The sequence below is a fragment of the Kytococcus sp. Marseille-QA3725 genome (assembly GCF_054950055.1).
In genome coordinates this window covers 104,727-120,995 of record NZ_JBUCLA010000001.1, presented here as the reverse complement: position 1 = coordinate 120,995, position 16,269 = coordinate 104,727, and the positions used below count along the sequence as shown (strand labels likewise).

Sequence of the window (16,269 nt, the reverse complement as noted above, 5' to 3'; positions counted from 1 at the left end):
CTCACGCCCCCAGCTGGCTCTGGCCGCAGACCCGCAGGACCTGGCCGGTGACCCCACCGTTGCCCGGGCGCGCCAGGAAGGCGATGGCCTCGGCGACGTCCACCGGCAGACCGCCCTGACCCATGGAGTTGATGCGGCGCCCGACCTCCCGGACGAGGGCCGGCATGCTGCCGGTCATCTCGGTCTCGATGAAGCCCGGGGCCACCGCGTTCACCGTGACGCCCCGCGGCGCGAGCTGCGGCGCAAGCGCGTCGACCATGCCGATCACGCCCGCCTTGGAAGCGGCGTAGTTGGCCTGCCCGCGGTTGCCCCCGATGCCGGAGGTCGACGAGACGCCGACGATCGCCCCACCCGGCGCGAACCCGCCCTCGATCCCCGAGAGGAGCACCTCGTTGATGGCGAACTGGGCTGCGAGGTTCACCCGGAGCACCGACTCCCAACGGGCGGCGTCGGTGTTGACCAGCAGCTTGTCGCGGGTGATCCCCGCGTTGTGCACCATCGCCTGCAGGGTGCCCGCGGCCGTGCGCGCAACGGCCGCGGCGATGCGCTCGCCCGCGCCCGGGGCCGTGATGTCGAGCTGCAGGGCGGTCCCACCGATCTCGTTCATGACCCGGGCGAGGGACTCCCCGGCCTGCGGCAGGTCGACACCGACGACCTCCGCCCCGTCACGGGCGAGGGTGCGCGCGATGTCGGCCCCGATACCCCGCGCGGCACCGGTCACCACGACCGTGCTGCCCGCGTGTGGCCGGTCGGCCCGCACCTGCTCCCCGGCCGCGGCACGCCCGGTGGCCACGCCGCGGGAGGGGTCGGCGGCCCGGACCCGCAGCGGCTGGCCGGAGACGTAGGCCGACCGGGCCGAGAGCAGGAACTCCAGCGGCTCGACGAGCTCGGGGGCGAGGGCGGCGGAGCCGCCTGGCACGAGCTCGGGGTCCACGTGCAGCAGGTTCGCCGTGGCACCGCCACGGAGCTCCTTGCCGATCGAGCGCATGACACCCTCGACCGCACGCGCCGTCGCCACCTGCTCCACCGGGGCTCCCCGCCGGACGAGCTCCTCCGGCGTGGTCGCCAGCATCAGCACCCGCCCGCTGCGGGCCAGGCGCTTGAGCGTGGCGCGCGCCGCCCGGCGGATGACGTCGAGGTCCGCCAGGGTGGTCGCGGCGGTCAGGTCCAGCACCAGCACCGCGGGGCGCTCCTCCTCGGACGCGCCGTCGGACGGGGCACCTCTCTCGGGCGCCGGCTCCTCGGTCGGGAGCTCCGGGCGCCGCACCGCGACCCCCTGCCCGGCCAGGAAGGTCTCCACCGGGTCCAGCAGGGGCGCCGCACCGGCACCGGCCAGCACCGCGGGGCCCTCCTGGAGCGGCTGTCCCGGCCGGTGGCGTCGCAGGGGCACCGGCCGGGGAAGCCCCAGCGTCCGGGCGACCCTGGACCCCCACGGCGAGTTCACGAGTTCCAGGTAGGTGTCCTGGGAGGTGGCCACGGCGGCTCCCTTCGTCGACGGGTCGGTCATCACACGGCCTCCAGGATCGCCACGACGCCCTGGCCGCCGGCGGCGCAGATCGAGACGAGCCCCCGCCCTCGGCCCTGCTGGTGCAGCAGCGTGGCCAGGGTGCCGACGATCCGGCCGCCGGTGGCGGCGAACGGGTGGCCGGCCGCGAGCGAGGAGCCCTTGACGTTCAGGCGGCTCCGGTCGATCGGCCCCAGCGCCCCGGGCAGGCCGAGGCGGGCGCGGCAGAAGTCGTCGTCCTCCCAGGCCGCCAGGGTCACCTCGACGGTGGCGGCGAACGCCTCGTGGACCTCGTAGAAGTCGAAGTCCTGCAGGGACAGGCCCTGCCGCTGCAGCAGCCGGGGAACGGCGAAGACCGGGGCCATGAGCAGACCGTCCGGCCCGTGGACGTGGTCGACCGCCGCGCTCTCGGCGTCCACCAGGCGGGCCAGCGGCGTGATCCGGCGCTCCGCCGTCCACCGCTCGTTCGCCAGCAGCACAGCGCTGGCACCGTCGGAGAGCGCCGTCGAGTTGCCCGCGGTGAGGGTGCCGGGCTGCCCGGCGTGTCCGTCCCGCCCGAAGACCACCTTGAGCTCGGCGAGCTTCTCCGCGGTGCTGTCCGGCCGCAGCAGCTCGTCGCGGTCGAGTCCCAGGAAAGGGGTCACGAGGTCGTCGAAGAACCCCTCGTCCCAGGCTGCGGCCAGCCGCTGGTGACTCGTTGCCGCGAGCGCGTCCTGAGCTTCCCGGGAGATGCCCCACGCCGCCGCGGTGCGGGCCATGTGCTCCCCCATCGACAGGCCGGTGCGGGGCTCGGCGTTCCGAGGGGTCTCGGGCGCGAGGTCGCCCGGTCGCACGGCCGCGAGCGCGGCGAGGCGCTGCCCGAGCGTGCGCGCACGGGAGGCGTCCAGCAGGGCCCGCCGCAGACCGTCACCCAGGGACACGGGCGCGTCGGAGGCGGTGTCGACACCCGCCCCGATGCCCGCGTCGATCTGGCCGAGGGAGATCTTGTTGGCCACCTGGACGATCGTCTCCAGCCCCGTCCCGCAGGCCTGCTGCAGGTCGTGGGCGGGGGTGCGTGCGTCGAGCGCGGACCCGAGCACGGCCTCGCGGGTGAGGTTGTAGTCGCGGGCGTGCTTGAGGACGGCGCCGGCGGCGACCTCCCCCAGCCGCTCACCGGCCAGACCGTGCCGTGCGACCAGGCCGTCCAGCGCGGCGGTGAGCATGTCCTGGTTGCTGGCGTGCGCGTAGCGGCCGCCCGCCTTGGCGAAGGGGATGCGGTTGGCGGCCACCACGAGGGCGTCACCGCGGGGGCGGGAGGTGGGGTGCTGGCTCATGCTGGCTCCTGCTCGGTGGGCGCTTCCCGGAGGATCGGGGCCGGGCCGCAGGGGCCGTCGGCGATGATCCGGGAGGGTCTGCCTCGACATTAACAGGTACACGGCGTTTCACATACAGTTCGGGACGACTACCCTGACCCGCATGACACCGGACCAGCCCGCGCCCCACCGCGTCGACGGCCGCACGACCCGGTGGGACGCGCACCGCGCGCGCCGCCGGGTGGAGCTCACGCAGGCGGCCCTGCGCGCTATCCGGAAGCAGGGCCCCGGCATCGGCATGGAGGAGATCGCGACCGAGGCCGGCACCTCCCGCACCGTGCTCTACCGGCACCTCGGGGACCGCGCCGGCGCCTGGCGCGCCGTCATCGAGTCCGTCGACGCGGTCGTGTGGGGCGGCATGGCCGCCGCCAGCGAGCGGGCGGGCGCGCAGCAGAACCCCCGCACCCTCATCGCCGCCATCACCGAGTCCTATCTCGCGCTGGTCGAGCGGGACCCGTCCATCTACCGCTTCGTGGTGACCCGCCCCCTGAACGACACCGACGGGGACGACCCGGTGGCCGGCATGTCCAGCCGCATGGGCGAGCGCCTCACCCCGGTGATGGGGCACCTGCTGCGCGCCACCGCCGGGACGGGGGCCGGCACTGCCGTCACCGACGAGACCGCGCGCACGCTGGCCCACGGTCTGGTGGGCTTCGTGCGCTTCATATGCGAGGACTGGGTCACCCGCGAGGACCGGCCGCCGCGCCAGCAGCTCGTGCACGAGGTGGCCGAGCTCTTCGGCGCCCGCTTCGACGCCCTCGGCGCGGAGGTGCCCCGGGAGGGGACCCGATGAGCACCGAGCCGACGGACGCCAGCCTGCGCGCCACCCTCACCGAGCTGCTGGACGGCCGGTGGGCAGGGGTGCGGCAGCGGTTGCGGGAGACCGTCGACCCACGGACCGTGCAGGCCCCGCCGGACGCCGACCTGGAGCAGGAGCGGGAGGTCACCACCCGGGCCCTGCTGGCCCTCGCACGGCAGGGGCTGACCGGGGCGGACCCCCGACCGACCGGCGACGGGCGGTCCGACGGGCGCCGCGACATCGGCGAGTCGGTGGCCGCGTTCGAGACGATCGCAGCGCTGGACCTCTCGCTGGCCGTGAAGGTGGGCGTGCAGTTCGGGCTCTTCGGCGGGGCCATCGCCAACCTGGGGTCCGAGGACCAGCACGCCACCTGGCTGCCCGACGTCGCTGCGGGCACCCTCCTCGGCAGCTTCGCGATGACCGAGGTGGGCCACGGCTCGGACGTCCAGTCGCTGGAGACCACCGCCACCCACGACCGGGCCACCGACGAGCTCGTCGTGCACTCGCCCACCCGGGCGGCGACCAAGACCTACATCGGCAACGCCGCGCGGGACGCGCAGCTGGCGGTCGTCTTCGCGCAGCTCGTGACGCCGGACGACGACTCGCTGCCCGCCGGCATCGAGAGCGACGACCCGACGCGCCGGGGCATCCACGCGGTGGTCGTCCCCGTCCGTGACGGCTCGGGTGGCGCCGCGCCCGGCGTGACCATCGGCGACAACGGCCACAAGGGCGGCCTCGCGGGAGTGGACAACGGCACCCTGGCCTTCGACTCCGTCCGCGTCCCCCGCACCAACCTGCTGAGCCGGTTCGGCGCGGTGGACGAGCAGGGGCGCTACAGCTCCCCTATCGACTCCCCCGGCCGTCGCTTCTTCACGATGCTGGGCACCCTGGTGCGCGGCCGGGTGAGCGTCGGCGGCGGGGCCAGCGCCGCGGCCCGCTCCGCACTGGTCATCGCCACCCGCTACGCCGAGGAGAGGCGCCAGTTCGAGGGGCCCGACGGGGAGGTGACGCTGCTGGACTACCGCGCCCACCAGCGCAAGCTGCTGCCCGCGATCGCCCGCAGCTACGCCCTGGCCCTCGCGCAGGCCGAGCTCGTGGAGACGCTCGAGGAGGTGCAGCGCCTCGCGCCGCTGGAGCGGGACGAGCGGGCGCAGCGCGAGCTCGAGTCCCGGGCGGCCGGGCTCAAGGCCCTGCAGACCGAGGAGGCCAACCGGGTGCTGCAGCTGACGCGCGAGGCGTGCGGCGGGGCCGGCTACATGGCCACCTCGGGCATCACGCGACGCAGGGCCGACGCGGACGTGTTCGCCACCTTCGAGGGCGACAACACCGTGCTCTGGCAGCTGGTGGCCAAGGGGCTGCTGACGAACTACGGCAAGGCCATCGGCTCGCTCAACATGACCGGCATGCTCCGCTTCGGCGCCACGCAGTTCTCGGGCGTGCTCATCGAGCGCACCGCCGCGAAGGGCTTCGCCAACCGCCTCGTGGAGGTGGCCCGAGGGCGCGACCCCGAGGACGTGGTGATGGACCGCGCCTGGCAGGTGGAGTGCTTCGACTTCCGGGAGAAGCACCTGCTGGAGACCGCGGCGGCCCGGATGCGGCGCGCCGACCGGGACACCCCCGCGCAGGAGTTCGCCGCCTTCAACGACGTGCAGGACCACCTGCTCCTGGCCGCCCGGGCGCACGTGGACCGGGTGGTCCTGGAGGCCTTCGCCCAGCAGGTCCGGGAGTGCGAGGACCCTCAGGCGGCCGAGCTGCTGGACCAGTTGTGCGACCTGTACGCACTGGGCGTGATCGAGGAGAACGCGGCCTGGTTCCTGGAGCACGAGCACCTGCGGCCGGCGAAGTCCAAGGCCGTCACGGCCACGGTGAACGCGCTGTGCGAAGGCCTGCGCCCCCGTGCCCGCCTGCTGGTGGACGCGTTCTCGATCCCCGACGGCTGGCTGGCCAGCACCCTGCTGGACGGGCAGGACGACGCCGGGCTGCCGGGCTGAGCACACGACGCGGGGCCCGGAGCCGGTCACACCGGTGCCGGCCCCTGCGGGCAGCGGGCCTCAGCGGCCCTGGTGACGCTCCCGGACGGCGCACAGGCCGTCCTCCAGCGTGGTGCCGCGGTTCCACGGCATCTTGGCCAGACCGGAGGCCATCGGGCAGGCGCCGGTCACGCCGGACACGGCCAGGCCGGTACCCACACCGGCGGCGGCCCACTTGACCGCCGGGGCCTTGACGGAGGCCAGCACGGCCGCCAGGACCATGGAGCCCGCGGCGAAGCGGACCTGGCGCTGCATGTCCCACACGCCGGTGCCCGATCCCTCACGGGTCTCCCCACCGGCCTGCTCCCAGGCGTTCATCCCACCTGCCAGCACCTGCGGGCTCGTGCCCGCGGACAGGTGCGGGGCGAGCTCCTGGGCGGCGGTGGTGGCGCGGTTGCCCGACTGGCAGATGACGACCAGCTCGCCGCAGGCGCCCAGCTCGCGGGCAACGCTCTGCGGGTCCTCCTGGATTCGGTGCAGCGGCAGCAGCACGGCGCCGGGGACGTGCCCGGCGCCGAACTCACCGTCGGTGCGCACGTCGAGCAGGAAGGGCTTCTGGGCACCCGAGAGGCTGCGGCGCAGCTCGGCGACGGCGATCTCGGACGGCGCCGAGTTCTCGCGGCTGGCGGGCGCGGTGTTCTGGGTGGTGGTGTTCTGGGTGGTCATGGGGGCCTCCTGAGGGGGATGGGATGTGAGGGAGTGGTGACGGGGAGGGGCGAGGAGTCGAAGACCGACGCCTCAGGCCAGGACGGTCTCCAGCAGCGTGACCAGGGCGACGGCCACGAGCAGCACCGCGAAGGCTGCCTGCAGTCGATGCGGTGAGACAGCCTGGCCGATGCGACCACCGACCAGGCTGGCCGCCATGGCGGCCCCTGCGAAGGTGAGCGCCAGCGGCCAGTCGAGCTCGAGCCCGCTGGTGGCCCGCACGACCAGGGCCGAGAGGCTGCTGATGATGATGACCAGCAGCGAGGTGCCGACCGCGCGCCGCATCGGCAGGCCGAGCACCAGGGTGAGGGCCGGCACCACGGCGAACCCGCCGCCGACCCCGAAGAAGCCGGTGAGGAAGCCGACCGCGGTGGCCGCCAGCAGGACCGGCACCACCCGGGAGGCGTTCACCGAAAACGGCCGCAGGGTGAGCAGGGGCGGGGCGTCGGCGTCATCGGCCCCGGCGCGTCGCCCACCGGCGCGGGCACGGCGCCACATGAGCACCGCCACGACCAGCAGCAGCAGGCCGAAGCTCGTCATGAGCACCCTCTCGGGCACGACGGCCGAGGCGTACGCCCCGGCGGCCGACCCGGCGATGCCGAGGAGGCCGAAGGCCAGCCCCACACCCCAGGCGACGCGTCCGCCGCGATGGTGCTGGATGACACCGACCAGGCCCGTGAGGGCGACGATGACCAGCGAGGACGTCGAGGCCTCGTAGGGGCTCTGCCCCACCAGGTAGATGAGGGCGGGGATGGCGATGATCGCCCCGCCGCCCCCGAGGGACCCCATCAGGAGCCCCACGAGGACGCCGACGCCGAGGGCGACCAACCAGCTCACTGGACGATCGCCAGCCCGCTGTCGGTGGCGTTGTCGAAGGAGTCGTCGATGGCGACCACGCGGTAGCCGGCGCGGGCCAGCAGCGAGGAGGCCACCGAGGCGCGGAAGCCTCCGGCGCAGTGCACCCAGTACTCGTGCTCGGCGTCCAGGCCCTCCACCGGGGTGTTGACCTTCAGCTCGCCCATCTCCAGCAGGGAGAAGTGCTGGGCGCCCTCGAGGTGGCCGGCCTCCCACTCGTCGTCGCGACGCGTGTCCAGGACGGTCACCTCCTTGTGGTGCCGGGCGTCCCGCAGCTGGGCGAAGGTCGCCCGCGGGAAGCTCTGGAGTTCACCGTCGGCCCAGTCCGCCGGCGACCCGGTGGCCTGCCCCTGGATGGTCTCCTGGATGCCGATGCGGGAGAGCTCGCGCACGGCCTCGTCGACCTGCTCGCCGCTCTCGCCGAGCAGCAGCACCGGGGTCTCCCAGGGGATGAGCCAACCGAGGTAGGTGGCGAACTGCCCCTCGAGGTCGATGCCGATCGTGCCCTCGACGTGGCTCTCGGCGAAAGCCTTCTTCGAGCGCAGGTCGACCACCCAGTGGCCGGCGGCCAGCGCCTCGGCGATGACGTCCTGGTCGGCCCGCTCCGGACGCGACAGGTCGGCGGCGCTCGGACCGGCCGCGTTGGCGGGTGACATGTGGCGATAGTAGGCCGGGTAGGCAGTGAGCCCGTCGTACAGCTCGGCCAGCCACTGGTCGCGCTCCTGCATCATGACCGGGTTCTGCCGCTTCTCGGCACCGATGGTGCTGCTGTCGCCCTCCGTCTGGGTGGCGGAGCAGAAGGACCCGAAGCCGTGCGTGGGCATGATCTGGGTCTCCTCGGCCAGCTCCTCGATGAGGCGGTGGGCCGAGTCGTACTGGTAGTTGGCCAGCGCCTCGGTGTGGTCCGGACCGAGCAGGTCCGGGCGGCCGGTGGAGCCGAAGAGCAGCGAGCCGCCGGTGAAGACCGCCGGGTCTGAGTCGTCGGCGGGGGTCACCGCGTAGGACAGGTGGGTGAAGGTGTGACCGGGGGTGTGGATGGCCCGCACGGTCATCGAGCCGACGGTGAACTCCTCACCGTCGCGGATTCCCCGGCGCTCGAAGGACACCTCGTCCTCGGCGTTCACGTAGTAGGTCGCGCCCAGCTTCTCGGCCAGGGCGAGCCCACCGGTCACGTAGTCGTTGTGGATGTGGGTCTCGGCCACGTCGGTGATGCGCACACCGGCGCGCTGGGCGACCTCCAGCACGCGGTCGATGTCGCGCTGCGGGTCGACCACCAGGGCCACCTCACCGTCGTGGACCAGGTAGCTGCGGTCGCCCAGGGACGGAGTCTCGATGATCTCGATCTGCATGAGCCTGCCTTTCGTCGTGGCTGATGACTTGAACGTATACCCCTGGGGGTACAACGATCAAATAGGGGGAGGGGTATACGATGGGCCTTCCCAGCCACCAGGAGGAACCGTGCAACTGCCCGCCGAGGACACCAAGGCCGCGCTCAACCGCCTGCGCCGTGCGCGCGGCCAGCTCGACGCCGTCATCCGCATGCTCGAGGAGGGACAGGACTGCCGCGCCGTCATGACCCAGCTCGCGGCGGCCACCAAGGCCATCGACCGGGCCGGCTTCACGCTGGTGGCCACCGGCATGCGGTACTGCCTGGTCAACCCCGCCGGCGAGGCCCCGGAGGAGGCCGCCGGGGAGAAGGCCACCCCGGAGGAGGCCGCCGAGTCGCGGATGACCATGGCCCAGATGGAGAAGCTCTTCCTGGCCCTGACCTGAGGCCCCATCCCTGTTCGCTCCCCCGAGCCCACCCCTTCCCCCCCTGCACCTGCCCCTGGCACCCGCACGACGACGAAACGGGCCGGACCACACGATGTGGTCCGGCCCGTTTCTCACGGCGCAGGGGTTTGTCAGCCCTCGGCGCCCAGCGCCTTGCGCACCGCCTCGATGATGGCGTCGATGTCCTCGGCCGTCGCGGTCAGCGGCGGGGCGAGGCGGATGGTGGAGCCGTGCGTGTCCTTGGCCAGCACGCCGTTCTCCATGAGCTTCTCGCAGGCCTCGCGCCCGGTCATCAGCGCGGGGTCGATGTCCAGACCGGCCCACAGACCGCGGGTGCGGACGGCGACCAGGCCCTTGCCGACCAGCGCCTCGAGGCCCTCGGCCAGCTGCTTGCCGCGCTCGGCGGCCGCCTGCTGGAACTCGCCGGTCGCCAGCATCTTCACGACCTCGTGGCCCACGGCGCAGGCCAGCGGGTTGCCACCGAAGGTCGAGCCGTGGGTGCCCTTGGTGATGACGCCCATGACGTCCCCGTTCGCCACGACGGCCGAGACCGGGACGATGCCGCCACCGAGGGCCTTGCCGAGGGTGTACATGTCGGCCTCGACGCCCTCGTACTGCGAGGCGAGCGTCGTGCCGGTGCGGCCAAGGCCGGACTGGATCTCGTCGCAGACCATGAGCACGTTGTTCTCGCGGGTGATCTCGCGGACCTCGGCCAGGTAGCCCTCCGGCGGGATCACGACGCCGCCCTCGCCCTGGATCGGCTCCAGGATGACGGCGACGGTGTCCGGGGTGATCGCGTCGCGGATCGCCTGCGCGTTGCCGTACTCGACGACGCTGAAGCCCGGCGCGTACGGGCCGAAGCCGTCGCGGGCCTCGTCGTCGGTGGAGAAGCTGACGATGGTGGTGGTGCGGCCGTGGAAGTTGCCGTCCATCACGATGATGTGCTGCTTGCCGTTCTCGACGCCCTTGACGTCCACGCCCCACTTGCGGGCGATCTTGATGGCGGTCTCGACGGCCTCGGCACCGGTGTTCATGGGCAGGACCATGTCCTTGCCGGTCAGTGCGGCGAGGTCGCGCGTGAACGGGCCGAGGCGGTCGGAGTGGAAGGCGCGCGAGGTGAGCGTCATCTTCTCCAGCTGCTCACGGGCGGCCTTCACGAGGCGCTCGTTGCCGTGGCCGAAGTTGAGGGCCGAGTAGCCGGCCAGGGCGTCGATGTAGGTCTTGCCGGCGACGTCGGTCACGCGGGCGTTGTGGCCCTCGGCCAGCACGACGGGCAGCGGGCCGTAGTTGTGGGCCGCGTGCTCGTCCTCCATCCGGATGTACCACTGCGGGTCGGTGGAGTTGTTCTCGCTGGGCAGGTCGACAGGCTTCACGGTCTGGGTCATGCCTCCACGTTACGGCGGAGTGCCGGTCGGCGACGAATCCCCCCCCACCGACGGGCGGCGTTGTTACCGTCCGGCAGTGCTCCCCACCCTCCATCGCCTCCGGGACCACCTGCGCCACATCGCCGGACCGGAGCGGACTGCCACCAACAACCGCAACCTGGCCGCCGGGCTGGCCTTCACCGCCGGGATGCTGAACTCGGTGGGCTTCCTGGCGGTGGCGCTCTACAGCTCGCACATGACCGGGCTGACGGCCACGCTCGCCGACCAGCTGGTGCTCGGCAACCACCCCCTGGCGCTGCTCGCGGCCCTGGGCATCGCCTCGTTCGTGGTGGGGGCGGCCATGTGCGCCCTGCTGTTCAACTGGCTGCGCCGCCGCCGGGTGGACAGCCGGTTCGCGGTGATCCTCGTCGTGGAGGCCCTGGCGATGCTGCTCGTGGGGCTGCTGGCCGACACCGTCACCGGGTGGGGCCACGGCTGGGTGGTGGTGGCCGTGCTCTGTTGGACGATGGGGCTCCAGAACGCCGTCATCACCAAGGTCACCGGCGCCACCATCCGCACCACCCACGTCACCGGGATGGTGACCGACCTCGGCATCGAGCTGGGCAAGCTGCTCTACCGCAACCCACCGGACGACCCCGACCCGGTGCGGGCCGACCGGCAGCGGATGGCACTGCACCTCACCCTCGTCCTGGCCTTCGTGCTGGGCGGGCTGGCCGGGGCGGTGACGGGGCTGGCCATCGGCTACCGGGCCGTGGTGCCGCCGGCGGCGCTGCTGCTGGTGCTCGCGTCGTTCCCGATCGCCGACGACCTGCGTGCCGCCCGCGACCGCTCCTCGCGCTGACCCCGGAGCGGCCCGAGGGACGGCGCCCCCTGAGAACGAAGGAGACCCCCGAGGACCAGGTCCTCGGGGGTCTCGTGCGTGGCAGGTGCAGGATTCGAACCTGCGTAGGCTTTCGCCGACGGATTTACAGTCCGCTTCCATTGGCCGCTCGGACAACCTGCCAAACTGCGGGCTGGATACTAGCCGTCCTACCCTTCATCGGACAAACCGGGGTCGTCACGGCGGCCCCTCGACGACAGGAGCCCCCATGGCCAGCGAGTCCTCGTTCGACGTCGTGAGCAAGGTCGACCGCCAGGAGGTGGACAACGCGGTCAACCAGGCAGCCAAGGAGATCAGCACCCGCTACGACTTCCGCAACGTCGGGGCGTCGGTGGAACTCACCGGCGACTCCCTCACCCTGCGGGCGAACTCCGCCGAGCGCTGCCTGGCTGTGCTCGACGTCCTGCAGACCAAGCTGGTCAAGCGCGGGGTGTCCCTGAAGTCGGTGGACTTCGGCGAGGAGCCGGAGCCGAAGGCCTCCGGCAAGGAGTACCGCCTGGACGGCGCGCTCAAGGAGGGGCTCAGCCAGGAGGACGCCAAGCGCCTCTCCAAACAGATCCGCGACGAGTTCGGCAAGAGCGTGAAGGCCGTCATCCAGGGCGACGAGCTGCGGGTGAGCTCCAAGAGCCGGGACGACCTCCAGGCCGTGCAGCGGGCCCTGCGCGCGAACGACGAGGTGGACGCGGCGCTCCAGTTCGTCAACTACCGCTGAGGGGCGCCCGGGCAGCACACACAGAGCGGCCAGACGCTCCTCCTCCGGGCGGAGATTCGGGGATGACAGGGGTCGGTACTACCCGAACGCAGACGTCCTCCCCATCCCTCGAACGAGAGAGATCCGTCGTGTCGCACAACACCTCCGGGATCTCGCGCCGACACATCGTGCGCGGCGCCGCTTGGGCCGCCCCGGCCGTCACCGTCGCCGCTGCCGCCCCGGCGGTCGCCGCCTCGACCACCTGCACCACCGAGCCGAGCACCACCGGCGCGGCCAACCTGAACGCCGACACCTCCGGCACGACCGCCACCGACGTCCAGTTCCTGATGGGCGGCACCGTCACCCTGACCAACCTGCCGGACGGCGTCACGGTCACCTCCATCACCCAGAAGTACGTCATCGAATGCGTCGCCGCCCCCGGTGCCACCGACGGCAGCACCGGCCCCGGCGCCGGCTGGTCGGACTCCGTGCAGAACTCCTACGCCGGCGACAGCATCGCCTTCCCGGACGGCACGAGCCGCGAAGCCTGGGACCTGACCTTCAGCTGGGACGACGCCGTGGCCGGCTCCGGCACCTACACCGACCAGGCCGGTCCCTGCCAGAACTTCACCAGCAGCGACCTCGGCCAGTTCGCCGTGAACTACCCGCAGCTGGCCGGCATGGCCGCCGGGTCCGGCAACTGCGTCGACTACTTCACCAACGTGACCGCCGAGCTGAGCGACGGCACCACCATCACGTACCAGTCGCCGGTGGGCACCGTCTGCCCGTGATCCATCGCCGTCCCTGACGGCTCCCGCAGGTGCCGGTCTCCCTCTGGGAGGCCGGCAACTGCGTCTTCCCCATCCGCCTGTGGCCGAGCGCTCCACGGCGAGGGCGCAGAAGCTGGGCGGCTCACCGGCGCGAGGCCGGAACCCGGGGGTCGGTGAAGCCGTACCGGAGCCACATCCCCCACTCGAAGACCGCCGAGCGGAGGGCCGACCCGGGCGCCTCGAACCACCGGTGGTCATCGGCACGCACCAGCCGCGGCGCCAGATCGGGCCGCAGCTGCGCGACGTGCCGGCGGGCCCGCAGGGCGTGCGAGGCGTTGCTCGCGGACGCGATGTGGGCACAGTCCTCCACCAGCGGCAGCGCGTTGCGGACGTTCTCGAAGGTCGTGGAGGACTCCTCCTCCAGCAGCACCTCCTCGGCACGCAGTCCCAGGCACGCGGCGTGCTCGGCCATGACCGCCGCCTCGGACCGGTCCCTGTCGGTCTCGCGGACCCCGGCCCACCCGGTGAAGACCACCCGCACGGGGCCGGGGTGGGCCGCCGCGGTCCGGACGGCCGCGAGCACCCGCAGGTGCTGCAGCCCGTGGACCGCGCCGCCCACACCGCTGGGGCGGCCGAGCACGACCAGGCCCAGCCGGCCGATGTCGCCCTCCACGACCGAGGCGGTGCCCGGGGACCTTCCGCCCAGCCGCACCCCACGACGCTTCGGAGCGGGCGCGGCCGCCAGCCGATGTGCGACGGCGTGCGTGAGCTCCCCCGGCAGCGAGGCCACGTACACGCCCGCCCGCACCAGAGCAGCGAGGACCCGGTCCACCGGTGTGCGTCCACCGGGGCGCGGGCTCATGCGCCGTACCGGGCCTGCGAGCGCATGACCTCACCGAGCACGGAGCGCTGGTCGACCATGCTCCGTCGGACCGCGGGCGAGACGGCGCCACCTCCGAGCACCGCGTCCACCTGGTCGGCGGTGGCGGCGGTCGGTACCTGCAGCGGGAAGGCGAACTGTGCCACCCGGGCCAGGGCGTCCTCACCCAGCACCCCCGACAGGGCGGGGATCTCGGCCAGGTAGCGCTGGACGTACGGCGTCAGGAGGTCCTGGTCGCCGGAGGACCAGAAGCCCTGCGCGAGGTTGTTGCGCTCGTAGTTGCTGCGGCCGGACTCCCGGCCGGCGAGCTCCGCCCAGGCCTCGGCCTTGGACTCCTCGGTCGGTCGTGCTGCCCGGGCCATGAGCGCGGAGAGACGGCCGCTCAGCGAGGTGTCGTGCGTCGCCATGAGCTCCAGCTCACCGTCCAGGGCGCCCAGCTGCGACAGGCGCTTGACCGCCAGCCAGCGGAAGTCGTTGTCCGCGTCCAGGCCCTTCGGGAGGTTCCTCCCACGCGCCCAGCGACGCAGCTCGTCGGGGTCGTCGGAGCACCCGGCCACCACGCGGGCGCCGAGCCACGCGCCGGTCGTGCCCGGCTCGGCGGCAGCGCTGCGGGTGCGTCCAGCAGCGGCGAGCGCGGCCAGCAGCGGCTCCCGCTCCGACTGCGGCACCATCGTCCGGACGGTCCGGGCGGCCTGGGCCCCCGCGACCGCCAGGATCGAGGCATCGGTTTCCTGCGGGAAGGCCGTCGCGAAGACCCGCACCAGGTGGCGGGGGTCGGCCTCCCCCTCGGCCACGGCCTCGAACAGGGAGGCCCAGAGCATCGCGCGGGTGGCCGGGTCGTCGACCTGCGGCAGCTGCTCGGGCAGTGCGGCGCGCGAGGCCTCGTCGAGCACGGCCGTGGCCCACGTGGTGTCGGCCGCGTTGGGCACCACGAGCCGCGGCACCGGACGGCCGGCGAGCTCGGGCAGGTCCACCCGGTCAGCGTCCGCCTGCACCTCGGTGGTCCAGGCGCGGTCGCCGTCGGTCCACCCCGAGACGGTCAGCGCGTGCGGCCGGTCCGGGGCGTCCCCGCCCGCACCGTCCGGCTGGGAGCGCACGAGGGTCGCGGTGTCGATGACGGGCACACCGTCGGCGTCGTCCCGGGTGGTGAGCTCCACCGACAGGCGGTCCAGGCCGGCGGTCTCGAGCCAAGCCCGGGCCCAGCCCTCCACGTCGCGGCCGGAGGCCCGCTCCATCGAGCCCAGGAAGTCCGCGAGGGTCGCGTTGCCGTGCGCGTGACGGGTCAGGTGGTCCCGCACCCCCGCGATGAAGGCGTCGTCCCCCAGCCACTCGATGAGCTGCCGCAGCGCGGAGGCGCCCTTGGCGTAGCTGATGCCGTCGAAGTTCTGCAGCGCGGTGTCCCCATCCGGGGTGGGCGCGCCGGCGACCGGGTGGGTGGAGGGTGAGCGCTCGGCCGCGTACCCCCACGGCTTGCGCGCCATGCCGAAGTCCACCCACGCCTCGGTGAACTCCGTCGCGTCCACGCACGCCCGGTGGGCCATGTACTCGGCGAAGGACTCGTTGAGCCACAGGTCGTCCCACCAGACCGGCGTCACCAGGTCGCCGAACCACATGTGGGCCATCTCGTGGGCGATGGTGTTCGACCGCGTCAGCAGGTCCTCCCGGGTGATCGCGCCCTGGAACACGTACTGGTCCCGGAAGGTGACGCAGCCGGGGTTCTCCATGGCCCCGGCGTTGAACTCCGGCACGAACACCTGGTGGTACTCCCCGAACGGGTAGTCGATGCCGAAGAGCTCGTGGAAGTAGCTCATGCACTGCCGGGTGACCTCGAGCATCTGCGGTGCCTGGTCGGCGAGCTGGTCGGCCAGCGAGGCCCGGGCGTGGAGCACCAGCGGCACGACCTGCCCGTCCGGCCCCCGCCAGGTGTCGCGCTGCTGCACGTACGGACCGGCGCAGACGGTGACGAAGTAGGTGGACAGCGGCTCGGTGGTGGCCAGCTCCCACAGGCCGTGCCCCAGGTGCCGGGGGTCGCCGTTGCCCGTGACGACCCACTCCTCCGGCGCCTTGACCTGCACGTCGTAGGGGGCCTTGAGGTCGGGCTGGTCGAAGCAGGCGAAGACCGTGGGCGCAGCGTCCAGGAACAGGTGGCCGTACACGTACTCGAGCTGGTCGGCCGGGTCGACCGAGCGGTGGAGGCCCTGCCCGTCGTTGGAGAAGGCCATCGTGGCGCGGACCGTCAGCGTGTGCGTCCCCTTGGCCAGGGTCAGCGGCAGCCGCCCGTCGACGACGGTGTCCGGGTCCAGCACCACGTCGTCCAGCTCGATCTCGTGGACGTCCACCGCCTTCAGGTCGGCGAAGGTGTCGGCCTGAGCGTCGGCGTGGAACACGATCGTGGTCTCGGACTCGAAGGTCCGCGCACTGGTCGTGAGGTCCAGCTCCACCTTCATCGACTCCACGTCCAGGAGGGCGGCACGGGCCAGGGCTTCGTCACGGGTCAGCGCAGGCATGCGGGCCATCCTGCCCCGCGAGGTGATCCCCGGGCCACCCCGCCCGCCGGTCGGACGGGGTGGGTCGGCCCGGCCGGGAGCCCACCCGCACGATGGATCAGACGGGGCGGGTCGGGCGCGGGCGGATCAGACGTGGTG

General features: G+C 72.9%; 14 protein-coding genes and 1 tRNA gene. 6 read left to right on the top strand and 9 right to left on the bottom strand.

The features are described 5' to 3' along the window. Position 1: 1 nt before the first annotated feature. Positions 2 to 1,507, bottom strand: a complete 1,506-nt coding sequence (locus ACY8FT_RS00495; RefSeq protein ID WP_462417006.1) for a 3-oxoacyl-ACP reductase — start codon at positions 1,505 to 1,507, stop codon at positions 2 to 4. After that, entirely contained in the window at positions 1,507 to 2,817 is a 1,311-nt protein-coding gene (locus ACY8FT_RS00490) for an acetyl-CoA C-acetyltransferase (RefSeq protein WP_462417005.1), read from the bottom strand. The genes ACY8FT_RS00495 and ACY8FT_RS00490 overlap by 1 nt, the downstream gene beginning before the upstream one ends. A 142-nt stretch (positions 2,818 to 2,959) precedes the next feature. On the opposite strand from ACY8FT_RS00490, the gene ACY8FT_RS00485 reads away from it, so the two are divergent. Together ACY8FT_RS00485 and ACY8FT_RS00480 are read left to right on the top strand one after the other, a co-directional pair. After that, complete coding sequence (locus ACY8FT_RS00485; RefSeq protein WP_462417004.1) at positions 2,960 to 3,649, top strand: TetR family transcriptional regulator; 690 nt, start codon at positions 2,960 to 2,962, stop codon at positions 3,647 to 3,649. Next, positions 3,646 to 5,646, top strand: coding sequence for an acyl-CoA dehydrogenase family protein (locus ACY8FT_RS00480; RefSeq protein WP_462417003.1), 2,001 nt, complete (start codon positions 3,646 to 3,648; stop codon positions 5,644 to 5,646). Before ACY8FT_RS00485 ends, ACY8FT_RS00480 begins: the two co-directional genes overlap by 4 nt. 60 nt (positions 5,647 to 5,706) lie before the next feature. Here the strand turns inward: ACY8FT_RS00480 and ACY8FT_RS00475 are convergent, their stop codons facing one another. The 3 genes from ACY8FT_RS00475 to ACY8FT_RS00465 form a co-directional block, all read right to left on the bottom strand. Continuing rightward, complete coding sequence (locus ACY8FT_RS00475) at positions 5,707 to 6,351, bottom strand: rhodanese-like domain-containing protein (RefSeq protein WP_462417002.1); 645 nt, start codon at positions 6,349 to 6,351, stop codon at positions 5,707 to 5,709. Positions 6,352 to 6,423: 72 nt separating this feature from the next. After that, a complete protein-coding gene (locus ACY8FT_RS00470) occupies positions 6,424 to 7,227 on the bottom strand; it encodes a sulfite exporter TauE/SafE family protein (RefSeq protein WP_462417001.1) in 804 nt (267 codons plus the stop codon). Further along, complete coding sequence (locus tag ACY8FT_RS00465) at positions 7,224 to 8,594, bottom strand: MBL fold metallo-hydrolase (RefSeq protein ID WP_462417000.1); 1,371 nt, start codon at positions 8,592 to 8,594, stop codon at positions 7,224 to 7,226. Before ACY8FT_RS00465 ends, ACY8FT_RS00470 begins: the two co-directional genes overlap by 4 nt. A gap of 109 nt (positions 8,595 to 8,703) precedes the next feature. On the opposite strand from ACY8FT_RS00465, the gene ACY8FT_RS00460 reads away from it, so the two are divergent. Beyond that, positions 8,704 to 9,018, top strand: a complete 315-nt coding sequence (locus tag ACY8FT_RS00460) for a metal-sensitive transcriptional regulator (RefSeq protein WP_462416999.1) — start codon at positions 8,704 to 8,706, stop codon at positions 9,016 to 9,018. Between the two features lie 131 nt (positions 9,019 to 9,149). On the opposite strand, the gene rocD is transcribed toward ACY8FT_RS00460, so the two are convergent. Continuing rightward, positions 9,150 to 10,403 carry an ornithine--oxo-acid transaminase gene (rocD, locus tag ACY8FT_RS00455; protein ID WP_462416998.1) on the bottom strand — a complete coding sequence of 418 codons (1,254 nt, stop codon included), beginning with the start codon at positions 10,401 to 10,403 and terminating at the stop codon, positions 9,150 to 9,152. A gap of 76 nt (positions 10,404 to 10,479) precedes the next feature. On the opposite strand from rocD, the gene ACY8FT_RS00450 reads away from it, so the two are divergent. After that, a complete protein-coding gene (locus tag ACY8FT_RS00450; protein WP_462416997.1) occupies positions 10,480 to 11,244 on the top strand; it encodes a YoaK family protein in 765 nt (254 codons plus the stop codon). 79 nt (positions 11,245 to 11,323) lie between these two features. Here the strand turns inward: ACY8FT_RS00450 and ACY8FT_RS00445 are convergent. After that, positions 11,324 to 11,406, bottom strand: a tRNA-Tyr gene (locus tag ACY8FT_RS00445). Positions 11,407 to 11,491: 85 nt separating this feature from the next. Between ACY8FT_RS00445 and ACY8FT_RS00440 the strand changes: the two genes are divergently transcribed. Together ACY8FT_RS00440 and ACY8FT_RS00435 are read left to right on the top strand one after the other, a co-directional pair. Further along, positions 11,492 to 11,995 (top strand): YajQ family cyclic di-GMP-binding protein, encoded by a 504-nt coding sequence (locus ACY8FT_RS00440; protein ID WP_462416996.1) that lies wholly within the window; start codon positions 11,492 to 11,494, stop codon positions 11,993 to 11,995. Between the two features lie 128 nt (positions 11,996 to 12,123). Further along, positions 12,124 to 12,765, top strand: a complete 642-nt coding sequence (locus ACY8FT_RS00435) for a hypothetical protein (RefSeq protein ID WP_462416995.1) — start codon at positions 12,124 to 12,126, stop codon at positions 12,763 to 12,765. A gap of 121 nt (positions 12,766 to 12,886) precedes the next feature. Here ACY8FT_RS00435 and ACY8FT_RS00430 read toward each other — a convergent pair whose 3' ends face one another. Both ACY8FT_RS00430 and pepN read right to left on the bottom strand, forming a co-directional pair. Beyond that, positions 12,887 to 13,606: a YdcF family protein gene (locus tag ACY8FT_RS00430; protein ID WP_462416994.1), complete on the bottom strand. Its 720-nt coding sequence runs from the start codon at positions 13,604 to 13,606 to the stop codon at positions 12,887 to 12,889. Then, positions 13,603 to 16,131: an aminopeptidase N gene (pepN, locus tag ACY8FT_RS00425; protein ID WP_462416993.1), complete on the bottom strand. Its 2,529-nt coding sequence runs from the start codon at positions 16,129 to 16,131 to the stop codon at positions 13,603 to 13,605. The genes ACY8FT_RS00430 and pepN overlap by 4 nt, the downstream gene beginning before the upstream one ends. Positions 16,132 to 16,269 lie beyond the last annotated feature (138 nt).